Raw genomic sequence first — 16,146 nt, 5'->3', positions numbered from 1 at the left:
CCAAAACAGCCGCACCTTTGCTCACAGGTGCGGCTGTTGTCGTTTTCCGGCCCCCTAGGTACCGCTGGGCACCGCGCGCCTATAGGCCTGTCGGCCAGCCTGCTCCACATACCCGTGCCTGCACCAGACACCTGTATTCATCTTTTCAAAAATACCTCGGGGTCCGGGGCAGCGCCCCGGTCCTGCCAGTCCCGCCAGCGCTGCCAGTCCTGCCAGTCCTGCCGCGTCAGATTTCAGTTGCCGCCAAGAAACTTCAGCAACTGCTTGCGCGCCTCTTCCTCAACCCGGCGCTTCAGCGCCTCATTCAGGTCCTCTTCGGTCTCCACCGGCACGCCCAGTTCCTCGCTCAGCTTGTCCCGCACCGCCTGCCTCGCTTTTTCTTCCGCCGCCTCCAGCTCGGGCTCTATCAACTTGCTGAGATCCGGCCGGATCTTGGGATCAAACCAGGATCCGGAGATCCGCACCGGCACCGAAATCCCCGCCGCCTCCGCCGTCGCAAAGGCGGTCGGGGTGAAGGTATAATCCAGATCCTGCGCCCCAAGGCCCACCCGGCCGCTGCCTTCTGCCCGCAGCGAGGGCAAGGTGGCGAGAAAATCCTCGTTCGTCAGGCTGCCCGCAGCCATTGAATAGCTGGCGCTCAGCCCGTCAAAGATCGTAGTGCCCCCGTTGCCACCGTCGGGGTTCATGATCGCCTGCAGATCGAAGCCGGTAAAAAACCCTTTGCCGATCTTCACCGTCCCCTTGCCGCTGAGCGAGCGCATGATCTGGTCGAGCGACGCCCCCGCCCCGAGAAACTCCAGCGTCCCGAGCGCCTCGCCATTGAGCTTGCCATAGCCCGCAAGCTGGCTCAGCGCCTCCTGCATCTGGACCTCCGCAAAGGACAGCTTGCCCGCGACAGACAGCCCATTGCGGTTGTTGGCAACCAGTTCCCCATTCACCACGCCGCCAAAGGCCTCCACGGGCAGAAACGACAACACCGCACGGGCGCGCTCGACGGCCAGCGACAGCTTGCTGGGCCCGATCGACAGGGACGAGGTCTTCACCCCCTGCACATCCAGACCGATCTGCCCGTCAAACAGCCCCAGCGCCGAGGCATCGATCGGCTCTGTCGACCAGCCCGTCGCGCCGCTGCCGGCCGCACCGGAGCCGGACCTGTCAGATGCCGCATCCAGCGCAGTCAGATCCAGAACGCCCGCCGTCAAATTCGCGGTCACCCGCAGCGGCACCGCCCCGGTGTCGAGATCCGCCGCCCCTTGAAATGAATTGTGATCCAGCGACAGGCTCAGGTCGCGCAGCGCGACGCGCCCGTCCGGCGTATAGGTGGTGTCGGCCGCAAACTGCACCGACTGACCAAGACCACGCGGCAGCGCCATTGTGCCGCCGCCCAGCGCCGCCATCACGGCCGCCGTATCCTCGCTCGCGCCGGTCACCCGGCCCTCAAAGGCCCCGCTCAGGTCCGCCCGCCCGTCGAGCCGGGCCTTGCCGCCCCCGGCCGTCACCGACATCCCGACCGACACCACCTCGCCCGACAGGAACTGCATGAAACTGCCGACCTCCCCCACCAAGCGCACCGGTTTTCCCGCCGGGCGCAGCGTCATGTCCAGCGTGGCTGTGCCGGTGGGGTCCGGCCAAAGCAGGCTCAGGTCGACCTGTTTCATTTCGGTCGCGGGCTGCCCGAAGGGTGCATATCGCAGGCTGCCTCCGTTCAGAGCGACCGCCTCGATCGCGAAGGAGGCCGATGTCGCAGGCTCCGCTTCAGCCCCAGGCTCCGCCCCGCCCCCAAGCTCCGCATCAGCAGGCGCGGCGGGTTGGAACACCCAGTTTCCAGTGCCGTCCTCGCGGGTCTCCAGATTCAGATGGGGCACGATTGCGGTCAGCTCGGTGACCCGGATGTGGCCCCGGATCAGATCAGCGGCATCGACACCGATGGTCAGCCGCCCCGCGGTCAGAAACGGCTCCGGCCCCGCCCAATCGGCATTTGCCAGCGCCACGTCATCCGCCTGCAGCCCCAGAACGGGCCAGACCGAGAACCGCACGTCCCCGCCAAAATGAACCTCTCGCCCGGTCTGTTTTTCAATCTGCTGCCCGACCAGGGCCGCCAGTTTCTGCCCGGGCAAAAACGCCAGCACGACAGCCGCAACGATGAAAGTCAGAACAACGGCGGTCAAAATACGAAGGATCAGGCGCATGAGGGGGGCCCCTTTTGGGAATGCTGCAGGTTCTCGGCCCAAAATCAGACCTTTGCCCCAGATTACAAGCCCCGCCCGGGGGATCAATCCATACCGCGCCACAAAACCGCGCGTCAGCAACAGCCCCGACGCCCTCCCGTCCCAGTCCAGCCTCAGTGCGCCCCCTGTCCGGTCCCTGTTCGGTCCCTGTTCGCACGCTGTTCGCACGCTGTCCCGCCCGGACGCATATGGCGCTCCCATCATGCTCCCATCATGCAGGCCTCTCCCCTCCCGCGTGGCGCCTCAGCGGCCCGAGGCCTGATCTCTGTGCATATTTGCCCCGCGAAATCCTCCATTCCCTTGGCGCCTCGCCCGGTCTATAGGACGGGTCATGACCAGCAATCCGCCAGATCTCCGCCCCGACCTTGCACCAAAGCCCACCTTCGCAGAGCCCCCCCGGCCCGATCAGCCGACCCTCGGCATGGTGTCGCTCGGCTGCCCCAAGGCGCTGGTGGACAGTGAACGTATCCTCACCCGCCTGCGGGCCGAAGGCTATGGGATCTCGGCCGACTATTCCGGTGCCGATGCGGTGATCGTGAACACCTGCGGCTTTCTCGACAGTGCCAAGGCCGAAAGCCTCGATGCCATCGGCGAGGCGCTGAAGGAGAACGGCAAGGTCATCGTGACCGGCTGTCTTGGCGCGGAACCCGACTATATCCGCGAACACCACCCGCGCATTCTGGCGGTCACCGGCCCGCATCAATACGAACAGGTGCTGGATGCGGTCCATGCGGCCGTGCCCCCCAGCCCGGATCCTTTCGTGGACCTGCTGCCCGCCGCCGGGGTCAAGCTGACGCCGCGCCATTTCAGCTATCTGAAGATTTCCGAAGGCTGCAATCACAAGTGCAAATTCTGCATCATTCCCGACATGCGGGGCCGTCTGGCCTCCCGTCCCGGCCATGCGGTGCTGCGCGAGGCTGACAAGCTGGTGCAGGCCGGCGTGCGCGAGTTGCTGGTCATCAGCCAGGATACCTCGGCCTATGGGCTGGACCGAAAATATGACGTGAACCCCTGGAAAGACGGCGAAATCCGCAGCCATATCACCGACCTCACCCGCGCCCTGGGGGAACTGGCCCCGGCGGAGGAGCTGTGGGTGCGGCTGCACTATGTCTATCCCTACCCGAGCGTGCGCGAGCTGATCCCGCTGATGGCGGACCCTGAAAACGCCGTGCTGCCCTATCTCGACATTCCGTTCCAGCACGCGCATCCGGATGTGCTGCGGCGCATGGCCCGTCCCGCCGCAGCCGCCAAGACCCTGGACGAGATCCGCGCCTGGCGCGCGACCTGCCCCGAGATCACCCTGCGCTCCACCTTCATCGTCGGCTACCCCGGCGAAACAGAAGCCGAATTCCAGCACCTGCTGGACTGGATGGACGAGGCCCAGCTCGACCGCGTGGGCTGTTTCAAATACGAAAACGTCGCCGGCGCGCGGTCCAACGATCTGCCCGACCATGTGGCAGAAGAGGTCAAACAGGACCGCTGGGAGCGTTTCATGGCAAAGGCGCAGGCCATTTCCGAGGCCAAGCTGCAGGCCAAGGTCGGACAGGTCTGTCAGGTGATCGTCGACGAGATCGACGCCGATGGCATAGCCACCTGCCGCACCAAGGCCGACGCCCCGGAGATCGACGGCAACCTGTTCATCGACGACGGCACCGAGGGCCTGAGCGTTGGCGATCTGGTCACGGTGGAGGTGGATGAGGCCGGGGAATATGATCTGTGGGGCGTGCTCCGCGCGCGTAGATGACCCCTCACGAGCGGCGAGGCTGCTGTGCGCGGGCTCGGAGTGCGGCGCCCTCCGTTGCTGCCTTCACAGTTGCCTTCACCGCTGCCTTCACTGTCGCCCCCACCGCTGCCTTCATCGTCCCTGCCCCAGAGGGCCCCTGCACCAAAGCACCTTCACTGCCCTCGCGCTCCGGCATGTGCCCACAGCGCTAACAGGCTATTGTGCCGCCGCCGCGTTCTCTTCCTTCAGATAGGCCAACAGGTCGGCATTGCGGCAGTAGTCCGGCGTGCGGGTGATCTCGGCCTCCAGTCCGGCCATATAGCGGTCGCAGATCCTGGAACAAGAGCAGCGCGTGCAGCGCAGGACTGCCTCGGCGATCTCCTCAAACCGCAAGGTCCCCTTGACCGCCTCCTCCTCAAGGTCCAGCCCCATCGCCTGCCCCATTCGATCGAACAGACTGGCATGCGTCTTCAGTACCTCTGGATCTGTCATGGCGTGCTCCTGATCATGGCGGCTGAGATCAACCCGCAGGATCACCCTGCCCGAAGGATCGCCGCCGCACCTTGATGCAGGTCAAGTCGCCCGATGCCCCGCTGTCGCGTCGACATAGGCCCGGACCGCATCCTGCACCCGGCGGAACCGGTCGCCTCCGAGCTTTTTGCCGCCATACCAGCGGGTGACGATGATCACGTGGTCCTGCAGCCCTTCCCGCTCCATCATCCGCAAAATCACCATCGCCGCGCCGCTCTCCCCGTCATCGGCCTTCAGACCGCCGGTCGGCAGGATCGCGGCCCAGGTATTATGCGTCGCCCGCGCATAGCTGCGGTCCTCCTTGAGGCGGGCCAATACCGCGTCCACCTCGGCGCGGCTCCGCACCCCGGCACCGGACACCGCATATTTGGAGCCCCGATCCGTCAGCACGACACCCAGCTTGATCAGCCCGGCCTCCTCAGCAGCGCCCCGAACACCCGGAGCACCCAGAACACCTCCAGCATCGGGGCCTTTGTCCTTGCTCATGCGCGCCCCTCAGTTCAGGCCATATTTTCGGATGGTCTCCTGAACCACCAGAATGCGGTCGGGATTGGCCGGGTGGGTGCCCATGAAGGCATCCCCCGGATCGGGGATTTCGTCAAAGAACCGGATCCCGACACTGGGGCGATAGCCCGCCAGATGGGTGATCAGCGTCCCCATTGCATCCGCTTCCAGTTCGAAGGCCTTTGAATAACTGCGCGCGCCCACCACGGCGCCGACATATTGCGCATTGGCCACCTCCTCCGGTGTGCCCCCCTCAAGCGAGACCAGCTCGCCCAGAAACACCGCGCCCTGCACCGCGTTGCGTCTTTGCTGATCCAGATGGCCGAGAATATGATGGGCGACTTCGTGGCTCATGACAAAGGCCATCTCGTCACGGTTGCGAAAACTCGCCAGCATCGCCGCCGTGAAAATCACCACCGGGCGGCCATTGCGGTCCACGGACTGAAACGCATTCGGCGGTGCAGCGGGGTCGAGGTCCAGTTCGATCTGAAAATCGCAACTGCGGTTCGGATCCTGCTTGCGGCATTCCGCTTCGGCCACCGGTTCCACGTCCTGGGCCACCGCGACAAAGGCGCGGAAATTGGGGTCGGTCGGGCCGATTGAGGCACAACCCGCGACACACAGGACAAGGAGAATCAACAAACGGCGCATGGTATTTTCCAATCAGGACAGCGGCAGGCTAGACCGGTTTCTGCAATATGTGCAATCAGCCGACGCCCGATCGCGTCGCCTGTCGCTGCAGATATCGCGATCACCGCTTGCCAGGCCTCCGCCACAGGTGGCAACCTGACGTCATGTTTACAATAGAGCATGAATTCGATTCCACGGTGATCACCCTTGTTGACGAGGGCGAGGCCCCCCTCAATGAGGATGTCATCATCAATGCATTCTCCGAATGCGTCACAGTCGAACAATTCGACGCCCGCACCAATACTGTGCAGCGCCTCACGCTATCGCCGGAACAGGTCCGGGATCTTGCAGCGGCGCTGGATCTGCCCGAAGGCGTCTATCGGCTGGTGCTGGAGCAAAACGGCTGAGGCCAACGCGCCCCTCCGGACGACCACCTCGGGCAGGTCACCCGGTCCCGGAGCCTTGCCGCGCCGCCCGTGCCGCAACGGTGAATGAGGTCAGAGCAATACGAATGTTTTGTCACGGCTCGTCGCGCCCCGACGCAACTGCAGCGCCGAGCCCGGCACCCCCAGAGCCCGCGCCAGCAAGGCCCGCACATCCTCTGTCGCCTTGCCGCCCTCGGGCACTGTCGTCACCAGAACGCGAATGATGTCCCCCTGCCGCTGCACTGCGTTGAAGGCCGCTTTGGGCGTTACCCGGACGGTGATCTCGGCGCCCGTCCGAGCCAGGTCGCTGAGGTCCGCAAGATCGCGCGTTTTGGGTTTGCCCATTCTGTGCCTTTCCTTCCGGTCCCTGCGCGCCGGATCTGCAGCGCGCCTGTACCGCACGTGTGCCGCCCCTCGCCCGCGCCTGCGCGGCGCCAGTGCAGGCCCAGTTCAGGCCCTGTGCGCAACCCCGCATGGACAGTTTCATCAGAGCTGCATACACCTGCGTCAGGCGTTTTCCCAGCCCTGCCCCCCTTGGGCGCGCTTCCAAGCACAAAGCCAGGCGCCTTCCCCTTGAACTCCGCCCTCCGCTGCCCGACATAGGACAGCAAAGATGTAAAGAGGTTTTACATATGCCGATCCGCAATGACGCTGCTCTTGATTTTCTGCTGACACGACGGTCGCGCCCCGCCAAGACCCTTGTGGCCCCGGCGCCTGGTCGTGCCGAGCTGATACCCCTGCTCACCGCCGCCGCGCGAACGCCCGATCATGGCAAGCTGGAACCCTGGCGGTTTATCGTCGTGGAAAAGGCCGCGATGGCACGGCTGGGGGATCTGACCGAGGAAGCCGGGGTTCGGCTGGGGAAATCGGAACAGGATATTGCCAAGGCGCGCGGCCAGTTCGATCTCGGTCAGCTGGCAGTGGTTGTGGTCGAGATACAGCGCGACAGCCCCAAGGTCCCGGCGCTGGAGATGACCTATTCCGCCGGTGCCGTCTGTCTGGCTCTGGTCAATGCCGCTCTGGCCGCCGGCTGGGGCGCAAACTGGCTGTCCGGCTGGATGAGCCACGACCGGGGGTTCTGCGAAGCCGCCTTTGACCTCGCGCCGAACGAGCGCATCGCCGGGTTGATCCATATCGCCACCGAAGGCGCAGTACCGCCGGAGCGTCCGCGCCCGGATATCGACGCGCTGACCACATGGATGGACAGATGATCTTTGCAGCCTTCGCCAGGGCCCTGAACCAGATCACGGACCCGAGATTTCGTCGGGTCCTGCTGTTGGGCGTCGGTCTGACATTCGCGCTTCTGGTTGCGGCCTATGTGGGGCTGCTGATGCTCATCCAGTGGCTTGTCGGCCCGGAGACCACCTTGCCGCTGATTGGCGAGGTGACATGGCTCAACGACGTGCTGTCGGTGGGCTCCTTTCTGTTCATGATGGTCTTGTCGGTGTTTCTGATGGTGCCGGTGGCGTCGGCCATCACCTCAATGTTTCTCGACGAGGTCGCAGAGGCTGTCGAAGCCCGATACTATCCGCATCTGCCGCCGGTTCCCGGGTTGTCGATCTGGGAGGGCGTGAAAGATACCATCAATTTTCTCGGCGTGCTGGTCACGGCCAACCTGCTGGCCTTGCTGCTTTATGTGCTCTTTGCACCTGCTGCATTGTTCATTTTTTGGGGGCTGAACGGGTTTTTGCTGGGACGCGAGTATTTCACCCTTGCCGCCGCCCGGCGGGTAGGGCTCGCAGAGGCAAAACGCTTGCGCCGACACCACATCGCACCCATATGGGCGGCTGGCGTCCTGATGGCGATGCCACTTTCAGTGCCGCTGGTGAATCTCCTGGTCCCGATTCTCGGCGCCGCGACATTCACCCATATCTTTCACGCAGTCTGGCAAGAGCGCTGACTGATATTCCCGGTCCGGTCCCCGCGCAGGCTGGGGCTCCCGCGCCTCTGTGCCACATCACAGATGTGGCACAAAGAGCCTTGGGCATGGCCGCGCGCTGACGCGCGCGGCACGGGTCGCCCTCCCGGCGACCCTCTTTTGATCAGCAGAGCGCCCGCGCCGGGCCGACAGGCCCGGCGCCCGGCCCAACGGGAGCGGATGCAGTAGGCATCCGACGACGGGCGGGAGCACACCGCCGCAATCGCCCTCGTATCGGTTGAGACAAGACCCTTCAGTCCGGATCAGGGATCCGGTCAAACCAGTCGAAATCATTCACACTGACAACACCAGACAGGATGATCGCCGCAAGGATCAACCAGATCACGGCGGCGACCCCGGTCGTAATCCACGCCTTTTGCTTCAGGAAATGTTGCTCCGGCGCGCCCGCATGCGTGCCCGGCACGATCTCTCCCCGATCGCCTTGGGTCTCCAACCGGATCGGGATCACGATGAGAAACGTCAGAAACCAGATGACGGCGTATAAAACCAGTGCGGAGGTGATGCCCATATTCTATTCCTTCTGCTCTGCCCGCCGATCTGCAGGACCTTCCTGATCCATCCGCACAGGCCTGTTGTCAAACCTGTTCCAGCTCGACCAGACAGCCATTGAAATCCTTGGGATGGAGGAACAATACAGGTTTGCCATGTGCCCCGATCTTCGGCTCTCCCGAGCCCAAAACCCGCGCCCCCTGGGCCTGCAGATGATCGCGCGCCGCAAGAATATCATCGACCTCATAACAGACATGATGGATGCCACCCGAGGGGTTTTTGTCGAGAAACCCCTGAATCGGCGAGGTCTCTCCCAATGGATACAGCAATTCGATCTTGGTATTGGGCAATTCGATGAACACCACTGTGACGCCATGATCCGGCTCGTCCTGCGGCGCACCGACCGTCGCCCCCAAGGCATCCCGGTATTGCGCAACAGCAGCGTCGAGATCCGGCACGGCTATGGCCACATGGTTTAGTCGTCCGATCATCGCGGGCTCCTTTTGGGCTTGTAACGAAATTACACCGTAAAGATCAAAACCCTACGTTTCTTGCAAGCCCGACCTCACACGTAAAAGCTGTGTTCCGGCGCGGCTCAACGCCACAGTATGCCGCATTAAGCTATTGTTAGCCCAGAATCCATAGCGTCGTCCCATGTAATCAGTGAGGATCAGAACATGGATGATTCGGATCTTTTTGCCTCCGCAACACGGTTGGGCAATGGTCGACGTCCCCTTTTGGGTTTAACTATCCTGGTGGTGGAGGACAGCCGCTACGCATGCGAAGCGATGCGTCTTCTGTGTCTGCGCAGCGGTGCGCGCATTCGCCGGGCAGACAGTTTGAAATCAGCGCGCCGCCACCTGCAGGTGTACCGCCCCTCGGTGGTCATCATCGATCTGGGCCTGCCGGACGGGTCTGGCGCGGAGCTCATCGCGAGCCTCGCCATGACGACGCCGCGGGTCTCGGTCATTCTGGGGGTTTCAGGTGACGAAAACGCCGAGACGACTGCCCTGGAGGCTGGCGCCGACGGTTTCCTCGCCAAACCGATCACCTCTTTGGCGGCGTTCCAGAATGCCATCTTGTCAAACCTTCCCGCAGATCGCCAACCTCTTGGGCCGCGCTCTCTCACGGATGAGGCGGTTGTGCCGGACATCCTCGCATTTCGCGATGACATGGCCCATGCCGCAGATGTTCTTGGCGAGGCGACAGATGAAAAATCCCTTGATTATCTCGCCCAGTTCCTGGGCGGTGTCGCCCGCAGCGTCGGCGACGCGCCTCTGGCCACAGCTGCCGCACGTCTCGCCAAGACCCGGCAAACCGGGGGACCGATCGCAGTCGACACCGCCCATATTGCCGATCTGGTGCAAGAGCGGCTGGACCGAAAGATCGCGATCTGACCGTGCTCCAAAGTCTTCTGATCACGCTCACAACCCTTGCCCTCGTGCTGGTGGTCCAGGCCCGGATGATGGCTCGCAGACGGCAAGAGGTCCCTGATCCGGCGAACCGGACCCGCCGTTGGTTCAGCTGACGTCGAGAAAGGGCCGCGCGAAGGTGCCGCCCGGCGCCTGAAGCAAGGCGCCCGGCATCGCAGTTCAGAGGCCGAATTGGCGTCTTGTTGATGACCCCAGTGCCAGGGTCTGAAGCGGAATCTGGACAGAAATCGGGTCTGGATCAGGGTCGAGGTCGGCGCCGGGATCAGGGCCAGGATCACGGTCGGACTGCAACAACTGCTGTGGCGGGAAACCTCCGGTCGCTGTGCCATATCCCACCCGCCCCGGAGTGGCCGCGCCGCCCGTATGCCTTGCCTCTGCGTGCCCTGCCTCTGTATGTCTTGCAGTTGGCGCCCTGCCGCTGGCTGCCTTGTCGCTCTGTGCCTTGCGTCTGCTTCTTTGCTCTGCCCTCAGAACCACGGGCTCAGATCCCCGCGCTCCGGATCACCGGCGTCAGGCTCAGCCCGCGGCCGATGCAGGATCGAAAATGGCCCTTTTGGATCCACCAATCATGGCTTCCCCAGGCCCAGAAATCATACCAGAAGCAACCACACAAAAGGCGATCGTCCAAAAGCAGACCATAGAAAAAAGAGCCACCCCAAGGGCGGCCCTTTCAAAGATTTCATAGGCAACAGCCAACGCCGGTCGCGCAGGATCAACCGTCCTGCGGAATGACGCGCAAGCCCAGTTCCATCAACTGTTCTGACAATGGCTCCGACGGCGCGGACATCATCAGATCCTCGGCGCGCTGGTTCATCGGGAACATGATCACCTCACGGATATTCGCCTCATCCGCCAGCAACATCACCATCCGGTCAATCCCGGCGGCGCAGCCCCCGTGCGGCGGGGCGCCATATTGAAACGCGTTGACCATGCCGCCAAAGCGTTTCTCGACCTCATCCTTGCCATAGCCTGCGATCTCGAAGGCCTTGAACATGATCTCCGGTTTGTGGTTTCGGATCGCCCCCGAGACCAGCTCATATCCGTTGCAGGCCAGATCGTACTGAAAGCCACGCACCGCCAGCGGGTCGCCATTCAGCGCCTCCATCCCGCCCTGCGGCATGGAAAACGGGTTGTGTTCAAAATCGATCTTTCCGGTTTCCTCGTCCGCTTCGTAGATCGGGAAATCCACGATCCAGGCAAAGGCAAACCGGTCCTTGTCGGTCAGACCCAGCTCCTCACCGATGACGTTGCGGGCGCGGCCTGCCACGCTCTCAAACGCCTTGGGCTTGCCGCCGAGGAAGAAAGCCGCATCGCCAACACCAAGGCCGAGCTGCTGGCGGATCGCCTCCGTCCGCTCGGGACCGATATTCTTGGCCAGCGGGCCTGCGGCTTCCATGCCATTGCCCTGGTCGCGCCAGAAGATATAGCCCATCCCCGGCAGACCTTCCTTCTGGGCGAAGGCATTCATCCGGTCACAGAACTTGCGGCTGCCGCCTGTCGGCGCGGGAATGGCGCGAATCTCGGTGCCGTCCTGCTCCAGCAGCTTGGCAAAGATCGCAAAGCCGGAGCCACGGAAGTGCTCGGACACCACCTGCATCTTGATCGGGTTGCGCAGGTCCGGCTTGTCGGACCCGTACCAGAGCGCAGCATCCTTGTAGGAAATCTGTGGCCAGTCGGCGGCGGCATCGACCTTGCGCCCTTTGCCGAATTCCTCAAAGACACCGGCCATCACCGGCGCGATGGTGTCAAAGACATCCTGCTGGGTCACAAAAGACATCTCAAGGTCAAGCTGGTAGAAATCGGTCGGCGAGCGATCGGCGCGCGGATCCTCATCGCGGAAACAGGGCGCGATCTGGAAATACTTGTCAAAGCCCGACACCATCATCAGCTGTTTGAACTGCTGCGGCGCCTGCGGCAGCGCGTAGAATTTGCCGGGATGCAGGCGGGACGGCACCAGGAAATCGCGCGCGCCCTCAGGGCTGGAGGCGGTGATGATCGGGGTCTGGTATTCGTTGAACCCCTTGTCCCACATACGTTTGCGGATCGACTGGATCATGTTGGACCGCAGCACCATATTGGCCTGCATCTTGTCACGACGCAGATCGAGATAGCGATAACGCAGCCGCGTCTCTTCCGGGTATTCCTGATCGCCAAAGACCATCAGCGGCAACTCTGCGGAACTGCCGAGCACTTCGATGTCGCGAATGAAGACCTCGATCTCGCCGGTGGGGATCTTGTCGTTCACCAGGTTTTCGTCCCGCGCCTTCACGTTGCCGTCGATGCGGATACACCATTCGCTGCGGACCTTTTCGATCTCGGCAAACACCGGGCTGTCCGGGTCGGCCATGATCTGGGTGACGCCGTAGTGGTCCCGCAGATCGATGAACAATAGTCCGCCATGGTCGCGGACCCGATGGACCCAGCCAGAGAGGCGAACGGTTTCGCCGACGTGGGATTTGTTCAGTTCTGCGCAGGTGTGGCTGCGGTATGCGTGCATGGATCTGGTCTCTTTCGGCTGCGGGTGGCAGACTTCGGGGAGAAGGCGCCGGGCAAAATTCGTCCGCCCCCGTACACAGGGTTAGGACGGTCTTGTCAAGCAAGCCGGGGGCGATGAGGCCCTTTCACCGCTGGTTTTCCACCGCACCGCTCCCCTCCCGCCGCCTCCGCCCCCCTGTCGCGGCGACAGAGCAACAGGCCCGGCGTCGGACAGACCGGAAAACGGCAAATCACGTTGCAGGGCCGATCCCCCTTGCACCTTTCGTCTCGCTGCCTATAACGCAGGACAATTTGGGTGCCCGCATACGCCCGATTCAGACTGCCACGCCCCGCACGCTTTCCAAAGGACCCCTCCCATGCCCAAAAGAACCGATATTCAGTCGATCATGATCATTGGCGCAGGGCCGATCGTCATCGGGCAGGCCTGCGAGTTTGACTACTCCGGCGCTCAGGCCTGCAAGGCTCTGCGGGAAGAGGGCTACCGTGTCATCCTGGTGAACTCCAACCCCGCCACCATCATGACGGACCCCGGGCTGGCGGATGCCACCTATATTGAACCGATCACCCCCGAAGTGGTGGCCAAGATCATTGAGAAGGAACGCCCCGACGCGCTCCTGCCGACGATGGGCGGGCAGACCGGCCTCAATACCTCTCTCGCGCTCGAGGAGATGGGCGTGCTGGAGAAATACGGCGTCGAAATGATCGGAGCCAAGCGCGAAGCCATCGAAATGGCCGAAGACCGCAAACTGTTCCGCGAGGCAATGGACCGGCTCGGGCTGGAAAACCCGCGGGCCACCATTGTCACCGCTCCGAAAAAGGACGACGGCAAGGCGGATCTCGATGCGGGGGTGCAGATCGCCCTCAACGCGCTCGACGACATCGGCCTGCCCGCGATCATCCGCCCCGCCTTCACCCTTGGCGGCACCGGCGGCGGCGTCGCCTACAACCGCGAGGACTACATCCACTATTGCCGCACCGGCATGGATGCCTCGCCGGTGAACCAAATCCTGGTGGACGAGAGCCTGCTGGGCTGGAAAGAATACGAAATGGAAGTGGTCCGCGACAAGGCGGACAATGCGATCATCGTCTGCTCGATCGAAAACGTCGACCCGATGGGCGTACATACCGGCGACTCGATCACCGTCGCCCCTGCCCTGACGCTGACCGACAAGGAATACCAGATGATGCGCACCGCCTCGATTGCGGTTTTGCGCGAAATCGGCGTCGAAACCGGCGGCTCCAACGTGCAATGGGCGGTGAACCCGGTGGACGGCCGCATGGTCGTCATCGAGATGAACCCCCGCGTCAGCCGCTCCTCGGCGCTGGCATCCAAAGCCACCGGCTTCCCGATCGCCAAGATCGCGGCGAAGCTGGCCGTCGGCTACACGCTGGACGAGCTGGACAACGACATCACCAAGGTGACGCCCGCCTCCTTTGAGCCCACCATCGACTATGTGGTCACCAAGATCCCGAAATTCGCCTTCGAGAAATTTCCCGGCTCCGAACCCTATCTGACCACCGCGATGAAATCCGTGGGCGAAGCGATGGCCATCGGCCGCACCATCCACGAATCGATGCAGAAGGCGCTGGCCTCGATGGAATCCGGCCTCACCGGTTTTGACGAGGTGACCATTCCCGGCGTCTCCGCGGGCCATTGGGAGGCGGTCGGCAGCGACGACAAGGCCGCCGTGATCAAGGCCATCAGCCAGCAGACCCCCGACCGGCTGCGCACCATTGCCCAGGCGATGCGTCACGGGCTGTCCGATGACGAGATCTTTGCCGTCACCAAATTCGACCCCTGGTTCCTGGCCCGTGTGCGCGAAATCATCGACGCCGAGCGCGAAGTGCGCAAGAACGGACTGCCGATGCGCGAAGACGGTCTGCGTCAGCTGAAAATGCTCGGCTTCACCGACGCCCGTCTCGGCCTGCTCACCGGCCGCGATGAGGACAACGTGCGCCGCGCCCGTCACAATCTCGGCGTCAAGGCCGTGTTCAAGCGGATCGACACCTGCGCCGCCGAATTCGAAGCCCAGACCCCCTATATGTACTCCACCTACGAGGCCCCGATGATGGGCGAGGTGGACTGCGAGGCCCGTCCCTCCGACCGCAAAAAGGTCGTCATTCTAGGCGGCGGACCCAACCGGATCGGTCAGGGGATCGAGTTCGACTATTGCTGCTGTCACGCCTGTTTCGCCCTCACCGATGCGGGCTATGAAACCATCATGGTCAACTGCAACCCGGAAACGGTCTCGACCGATTATGACACATCGGACCGGCTCTATTTTGAACCGCTGACGATGGAACATGTGATGGAGATCCTCCGGGTCGAGCAGGACAACGGCACGCTGCATGGTGTGATCGTGCAGTTCGGCGGCCAGACGCCGCTGAAACTGGCCCGTGCGCTCGAGGCCGAAGGCATCCCGATCCTCGGCACCACACCCGATGCCATCGACCTGGCCGAGGACCGCGAGCGGTTCCAGGCCCTTGTCACCGAACTCGGCCTGAAGCAGCCCAACAACGGCATTGCCTCCACTGGCGAGCAGGCCCTGAAGATTGCCGAGAAAATCGGCTTTCCGCTGGTGATCCGCCCCTCCTATGTGCTGGGCGGACGGGCGATGGAAATCGTGCGCGACATGGACCAGCTCAAGCGCTACATAGCCGAGGCCGTGGTGGTCTCCGGCGACAGCCCGGTGCTGCTCGACAGCTATCTCTCCGGCGCGGTGGAGCTCGACGTGGATGCAATCTGCGACGGCACCGACGTGCATGTGGCAGGCATCATGCAGCATATCGAAGAGGCCGGCGTGCACTCCGGCGACAGCGCCTGCAGCCTGCCGCCCTATTCGCTGGACAAGGCGGTCATTGATGAGATCAAGGTCCAGACCTATGCCCTCGCCAAGGCGCTGAACGTGGTCGGGCTGATGAACATCCAGTTCGCGGTCAAGGCAGACGCCAGCGGCAAGAGCGAGATCTACCTGATCGAAGTGAACCCGCGGGCGTCGCGCACCGTGCCCTTTGTCGCGAAAGCCACCGACAGCGCCATCGCCTCGATTGCCGCCCGCATCATGGCGGGCGAGCCGCTGTCGAACTTCCCGCGCCGCGCGCCCTATGAACCGGATGCCGGCTATGACGTGAACACGCCGATGGCCGACCCGATGACCCTGGCCGATCCGGACATGCCCTGGTTCTCCGTCAAGGAGGCCGTGCTGCCCTTCGCCCGCTTCCCCGGCGTCGACACCATTCTGGGGCCGGAGATGCGCTCCACCGGCGAAGTCATGGGCTGGGACCGCAGCTTTGCCCGTGCCTTCCTCAAGGCGCAGATGGGCGCCGGGATGGTGCTGCCCCGCAGCGGCCGCGCGTTCATTTCGATCAAGGACGAAGACAAGACCGAAGTAATGCTGGAGACCGCGCGTATCCTGCTCGATCAGGGATTTGAACTGGTCGCCAGCCGGGGGACGCAGAGCTGGTTGTCCGGTCACGATGTCGCCTGCACGGTGGTCAACAAGATCTACGAGGGACGCCCGCATGTGGTCGACATGCTCAAGGATGGCGGCATTCAGCTGTTGATGAACACCACCGAGGGCAGCCAGGCGGTGGAGGATTCCAAGCCGATGCGGACCGTGGCTCTCTATGACAAGATCCCCTATTTCACCACCGCCGCCGGGGCCCATGCGGCTGCGCTGGCAATCCAGGCACAGGCTGAGGGCGAGGTCGAAGTCAAAAGCCTGCAAGGCTAGGCCGCCGCACTAAC

The 16,146-nt window shown here is 63.2% G+C and carries 14 protein-coding genes; 6 read left to right on the top strand and 8 right to left on the bottom strand.

Annotated elements, in window-relative coordinates:
* Positions 1-233: 233 nt before the first annotated feature.
* Positions 234-2,189, bottom strand: coding sequence for an AsmA family protein (locus tag FGE21_RS00845; protein ID WP_139660849.1), 1,956 nt, complete (start codon positions 2,187-2,189; stop codon positions 234-236).
* 370 nt (positions 2,190-2,559) lie between these two features.
* Here FGE21_RS00845 and rimO point away from each other — a divergent pair, with 370 nt between their 5' ends.
* Positions 2,560-3,972, top strand: a complete 1,413-nt coding sequence (rimO, locus tag FGE21_RS00840) for a 30S ribosomal protein S12 methylthiotransferase RimO (protein ID WP_139660847.1) — start codon at positions 2,560-2,562, stop codon at positions 3,970-3,972.
* 195 nt (positions 3,973-4,167) lie between these two features.
* Here rimO and FGE21_RS00835 read toward each other — a convergent pair whose 3' ends face one another.
* The 3 genes from FGE21_RS00835 to FGE21_RS00825 form a co-directional block, all read right to left on the bottom strand.
* Positions 4,168-4,443 (bottom strand): DUF6455 family protein, encoded by a 276-nt coding sequence (locus FGE21_RS00835; protein WP_139660846.1) that lies wholly within the window; start codon positions 4,441-4,443, stop codon positions 4,168-4,170.
* 81 nt (positions 4,444-4,524) lie between these two features.
* Positions 4,525-4,872 carry a YigZ family protein gene (locus FGE21_RS00830; RefSeq protein WP_139661044.1) on the bottom strand — a complete coding sequence of 116 codons (348 nt, stop codon included), beginning with the start codon at positions 4,870-4,872 and terminating at the stop codon, positions 4,525-4,527.
* Between the two features lie 105 nt (positions 4,873-4,977).
* Positions 4,978-5,637 (bottom strand): M48 family metalloprotease, encoded by a 660-nt coding sequence (locus tag FGE21_RS00825; protein WP_139660844.1) that lies wholly within the window; start codon positions 5,635-5,637, stop codon positions 4,978-4,980.
* Between the two features lie 143 nt (positions 5,638-5,780).
* On the opposite strand from FGE21_RS00825, the gene FGE21_RS00820 reads away from it, so the two are divergent.
* On the top strand, positions 5,781-6,023 hold the full coding sequence (locus FGE21_RS00820; protein WP_139660843.1) for a hypothetical protein: 243 nt from the start codon (positions 5,781-5,783) through the stop codon (positions 6,021-6,023).
* A gap of 90 nt (positions 6,024-6,113) precedes the next feature.
* On the opposite strand, the gene FGE21_RS00815 is transcribed toward FGE21_RS00820, so the two are convergent.
* Entirely contained in the window at positions 6,114-6,386 is a 273-nt protein-coding gene (locus tag FGE21_RS00815) for a DUF167 domain-containing protein (protein ID WP_139660841.1), read from the bottom strand.
* 287 nt (positions 6,387-6,673) lie between these two features.
* Here FGE21_RS00815 and FGE21_RS00810 point away from each other — a divergent pair, with 287 nt between their 5' ends.
* Together FGE21_RS00810 and FGE21_RS00805 are read left to right on the top strand one after the other, a co-directional pair.
* On the top strand, positions 6,674-7,252 hold the full coding sequence (locus FGE21_RS00810; protein ID WP_139660840.1) for a nitroreductase family protein: 579 nt from the start codon (positions 6,674-6,676) through the stop codon (positions 7,250-7,252).
* The gene (locus tag FGE21_RS00805; RefSeq protein WP_139660838.1) at positions 7,249-7,941 is read left to right on the top strand and encodes an EI24 domain-containing protein; all 693 of its coding nucleotides are present in this window, start codon (positions 7,249-7,251) and stop codon (positions 7,939-7,941) included. Before FGE21_RS00810 ends, FGE21_RS00805 begins: the two co-directional genes overlap by 4 nt.
* 271 nt (positions 7,942-8,212) lie before the next feature.
* On the opposite strand, the gene FGE21_RS00800 is transcribed toward FGE21_RS00805, so the two are convergent.
* A complete protein-coding gene (locus FGE21_RS00800) occupies positions 8,213-8,488 on the bottom strand; it encodes a DUF1467 family protein (protein ID WP_139660837.1) in 276 nt (91 codons plus the stop codon).
* Positions 8,489-8,555: 67 nt separating this feature from the next.
* Positions 8,556-8,960 carry a methylmalonyl-CoA epimerase gene (mce, locus tag FGE21_RS00795; RefSeq protein WP_139660835.1) on the bottom strand — a complete coding sequence of 135 codons (405 nt, stop codon included), beginning with the start codon at positions 8,958-8,960 and terminating at the stop codon, positions 8,556-8,558.
* Between the two features lie 186 nt (positions 8,961-9,146).
* Here mce and FGE21_RS00790 point away from each other — a divergent pair, with 186 nt between their 5' ends.
* The gene (locus FGE21_RS00790) at positions 9,147-9,866 is read left to right on the top strand and encodes a response regulator (RefSeq protein WP_139660833.1); all 720 of its coding nucleotides are present in this window, start codon (positions 9,147-9,149) and stop codon (positions 9,864-9,866) included.
* 748 nt (positions 9,867-10,614) lie between these two features.
* Here FGE21_RS00790 and aspS read toward each other — a convergent pair.
* Positions 10,615-12,399 carry an aspartate--tRNA ligase gene (gene aspS, locus FGE21_RS00785; RefSeq protein WP_139660831.1) on the bottom strand — a complete coding sequence of 595 codons (1,785 nt, stop codon included), beginning with the start codon at positions 12,397-12,399 and terminating at the stop codon, positions 10,615-10,617.
* Between the two features lie 355 nt (positions 12,400-12,754).
* Between aspS and carB the strand changes: the two genes are divergently transcribed.
* A complete protein-coding gene (gene carB / locus FGE21_RS00780) occupies positions 12,755-16,132 on the top strand; it encodes a carbamoyl-phosphate synthase large subunit (protein WP_139660829.1) in 3,378 nt (1,125 codons plus the stop codon).
* Positions 16,133-16,146 lie beyond the last annotated feature (14 nt).

This window comes from Phaeobacter sp. B1627 (assembly GCF_006265095.1).
Classification (GTDB): domain Bacteria; phylum Pseudomonadota; class Alphaproteobacteria; order Rhodobacterales; family Rhodobacteraceae; genus Epibacterium.
This window is presented reverse-complemented; position numbering and strand designations above follow the sequence as displayed.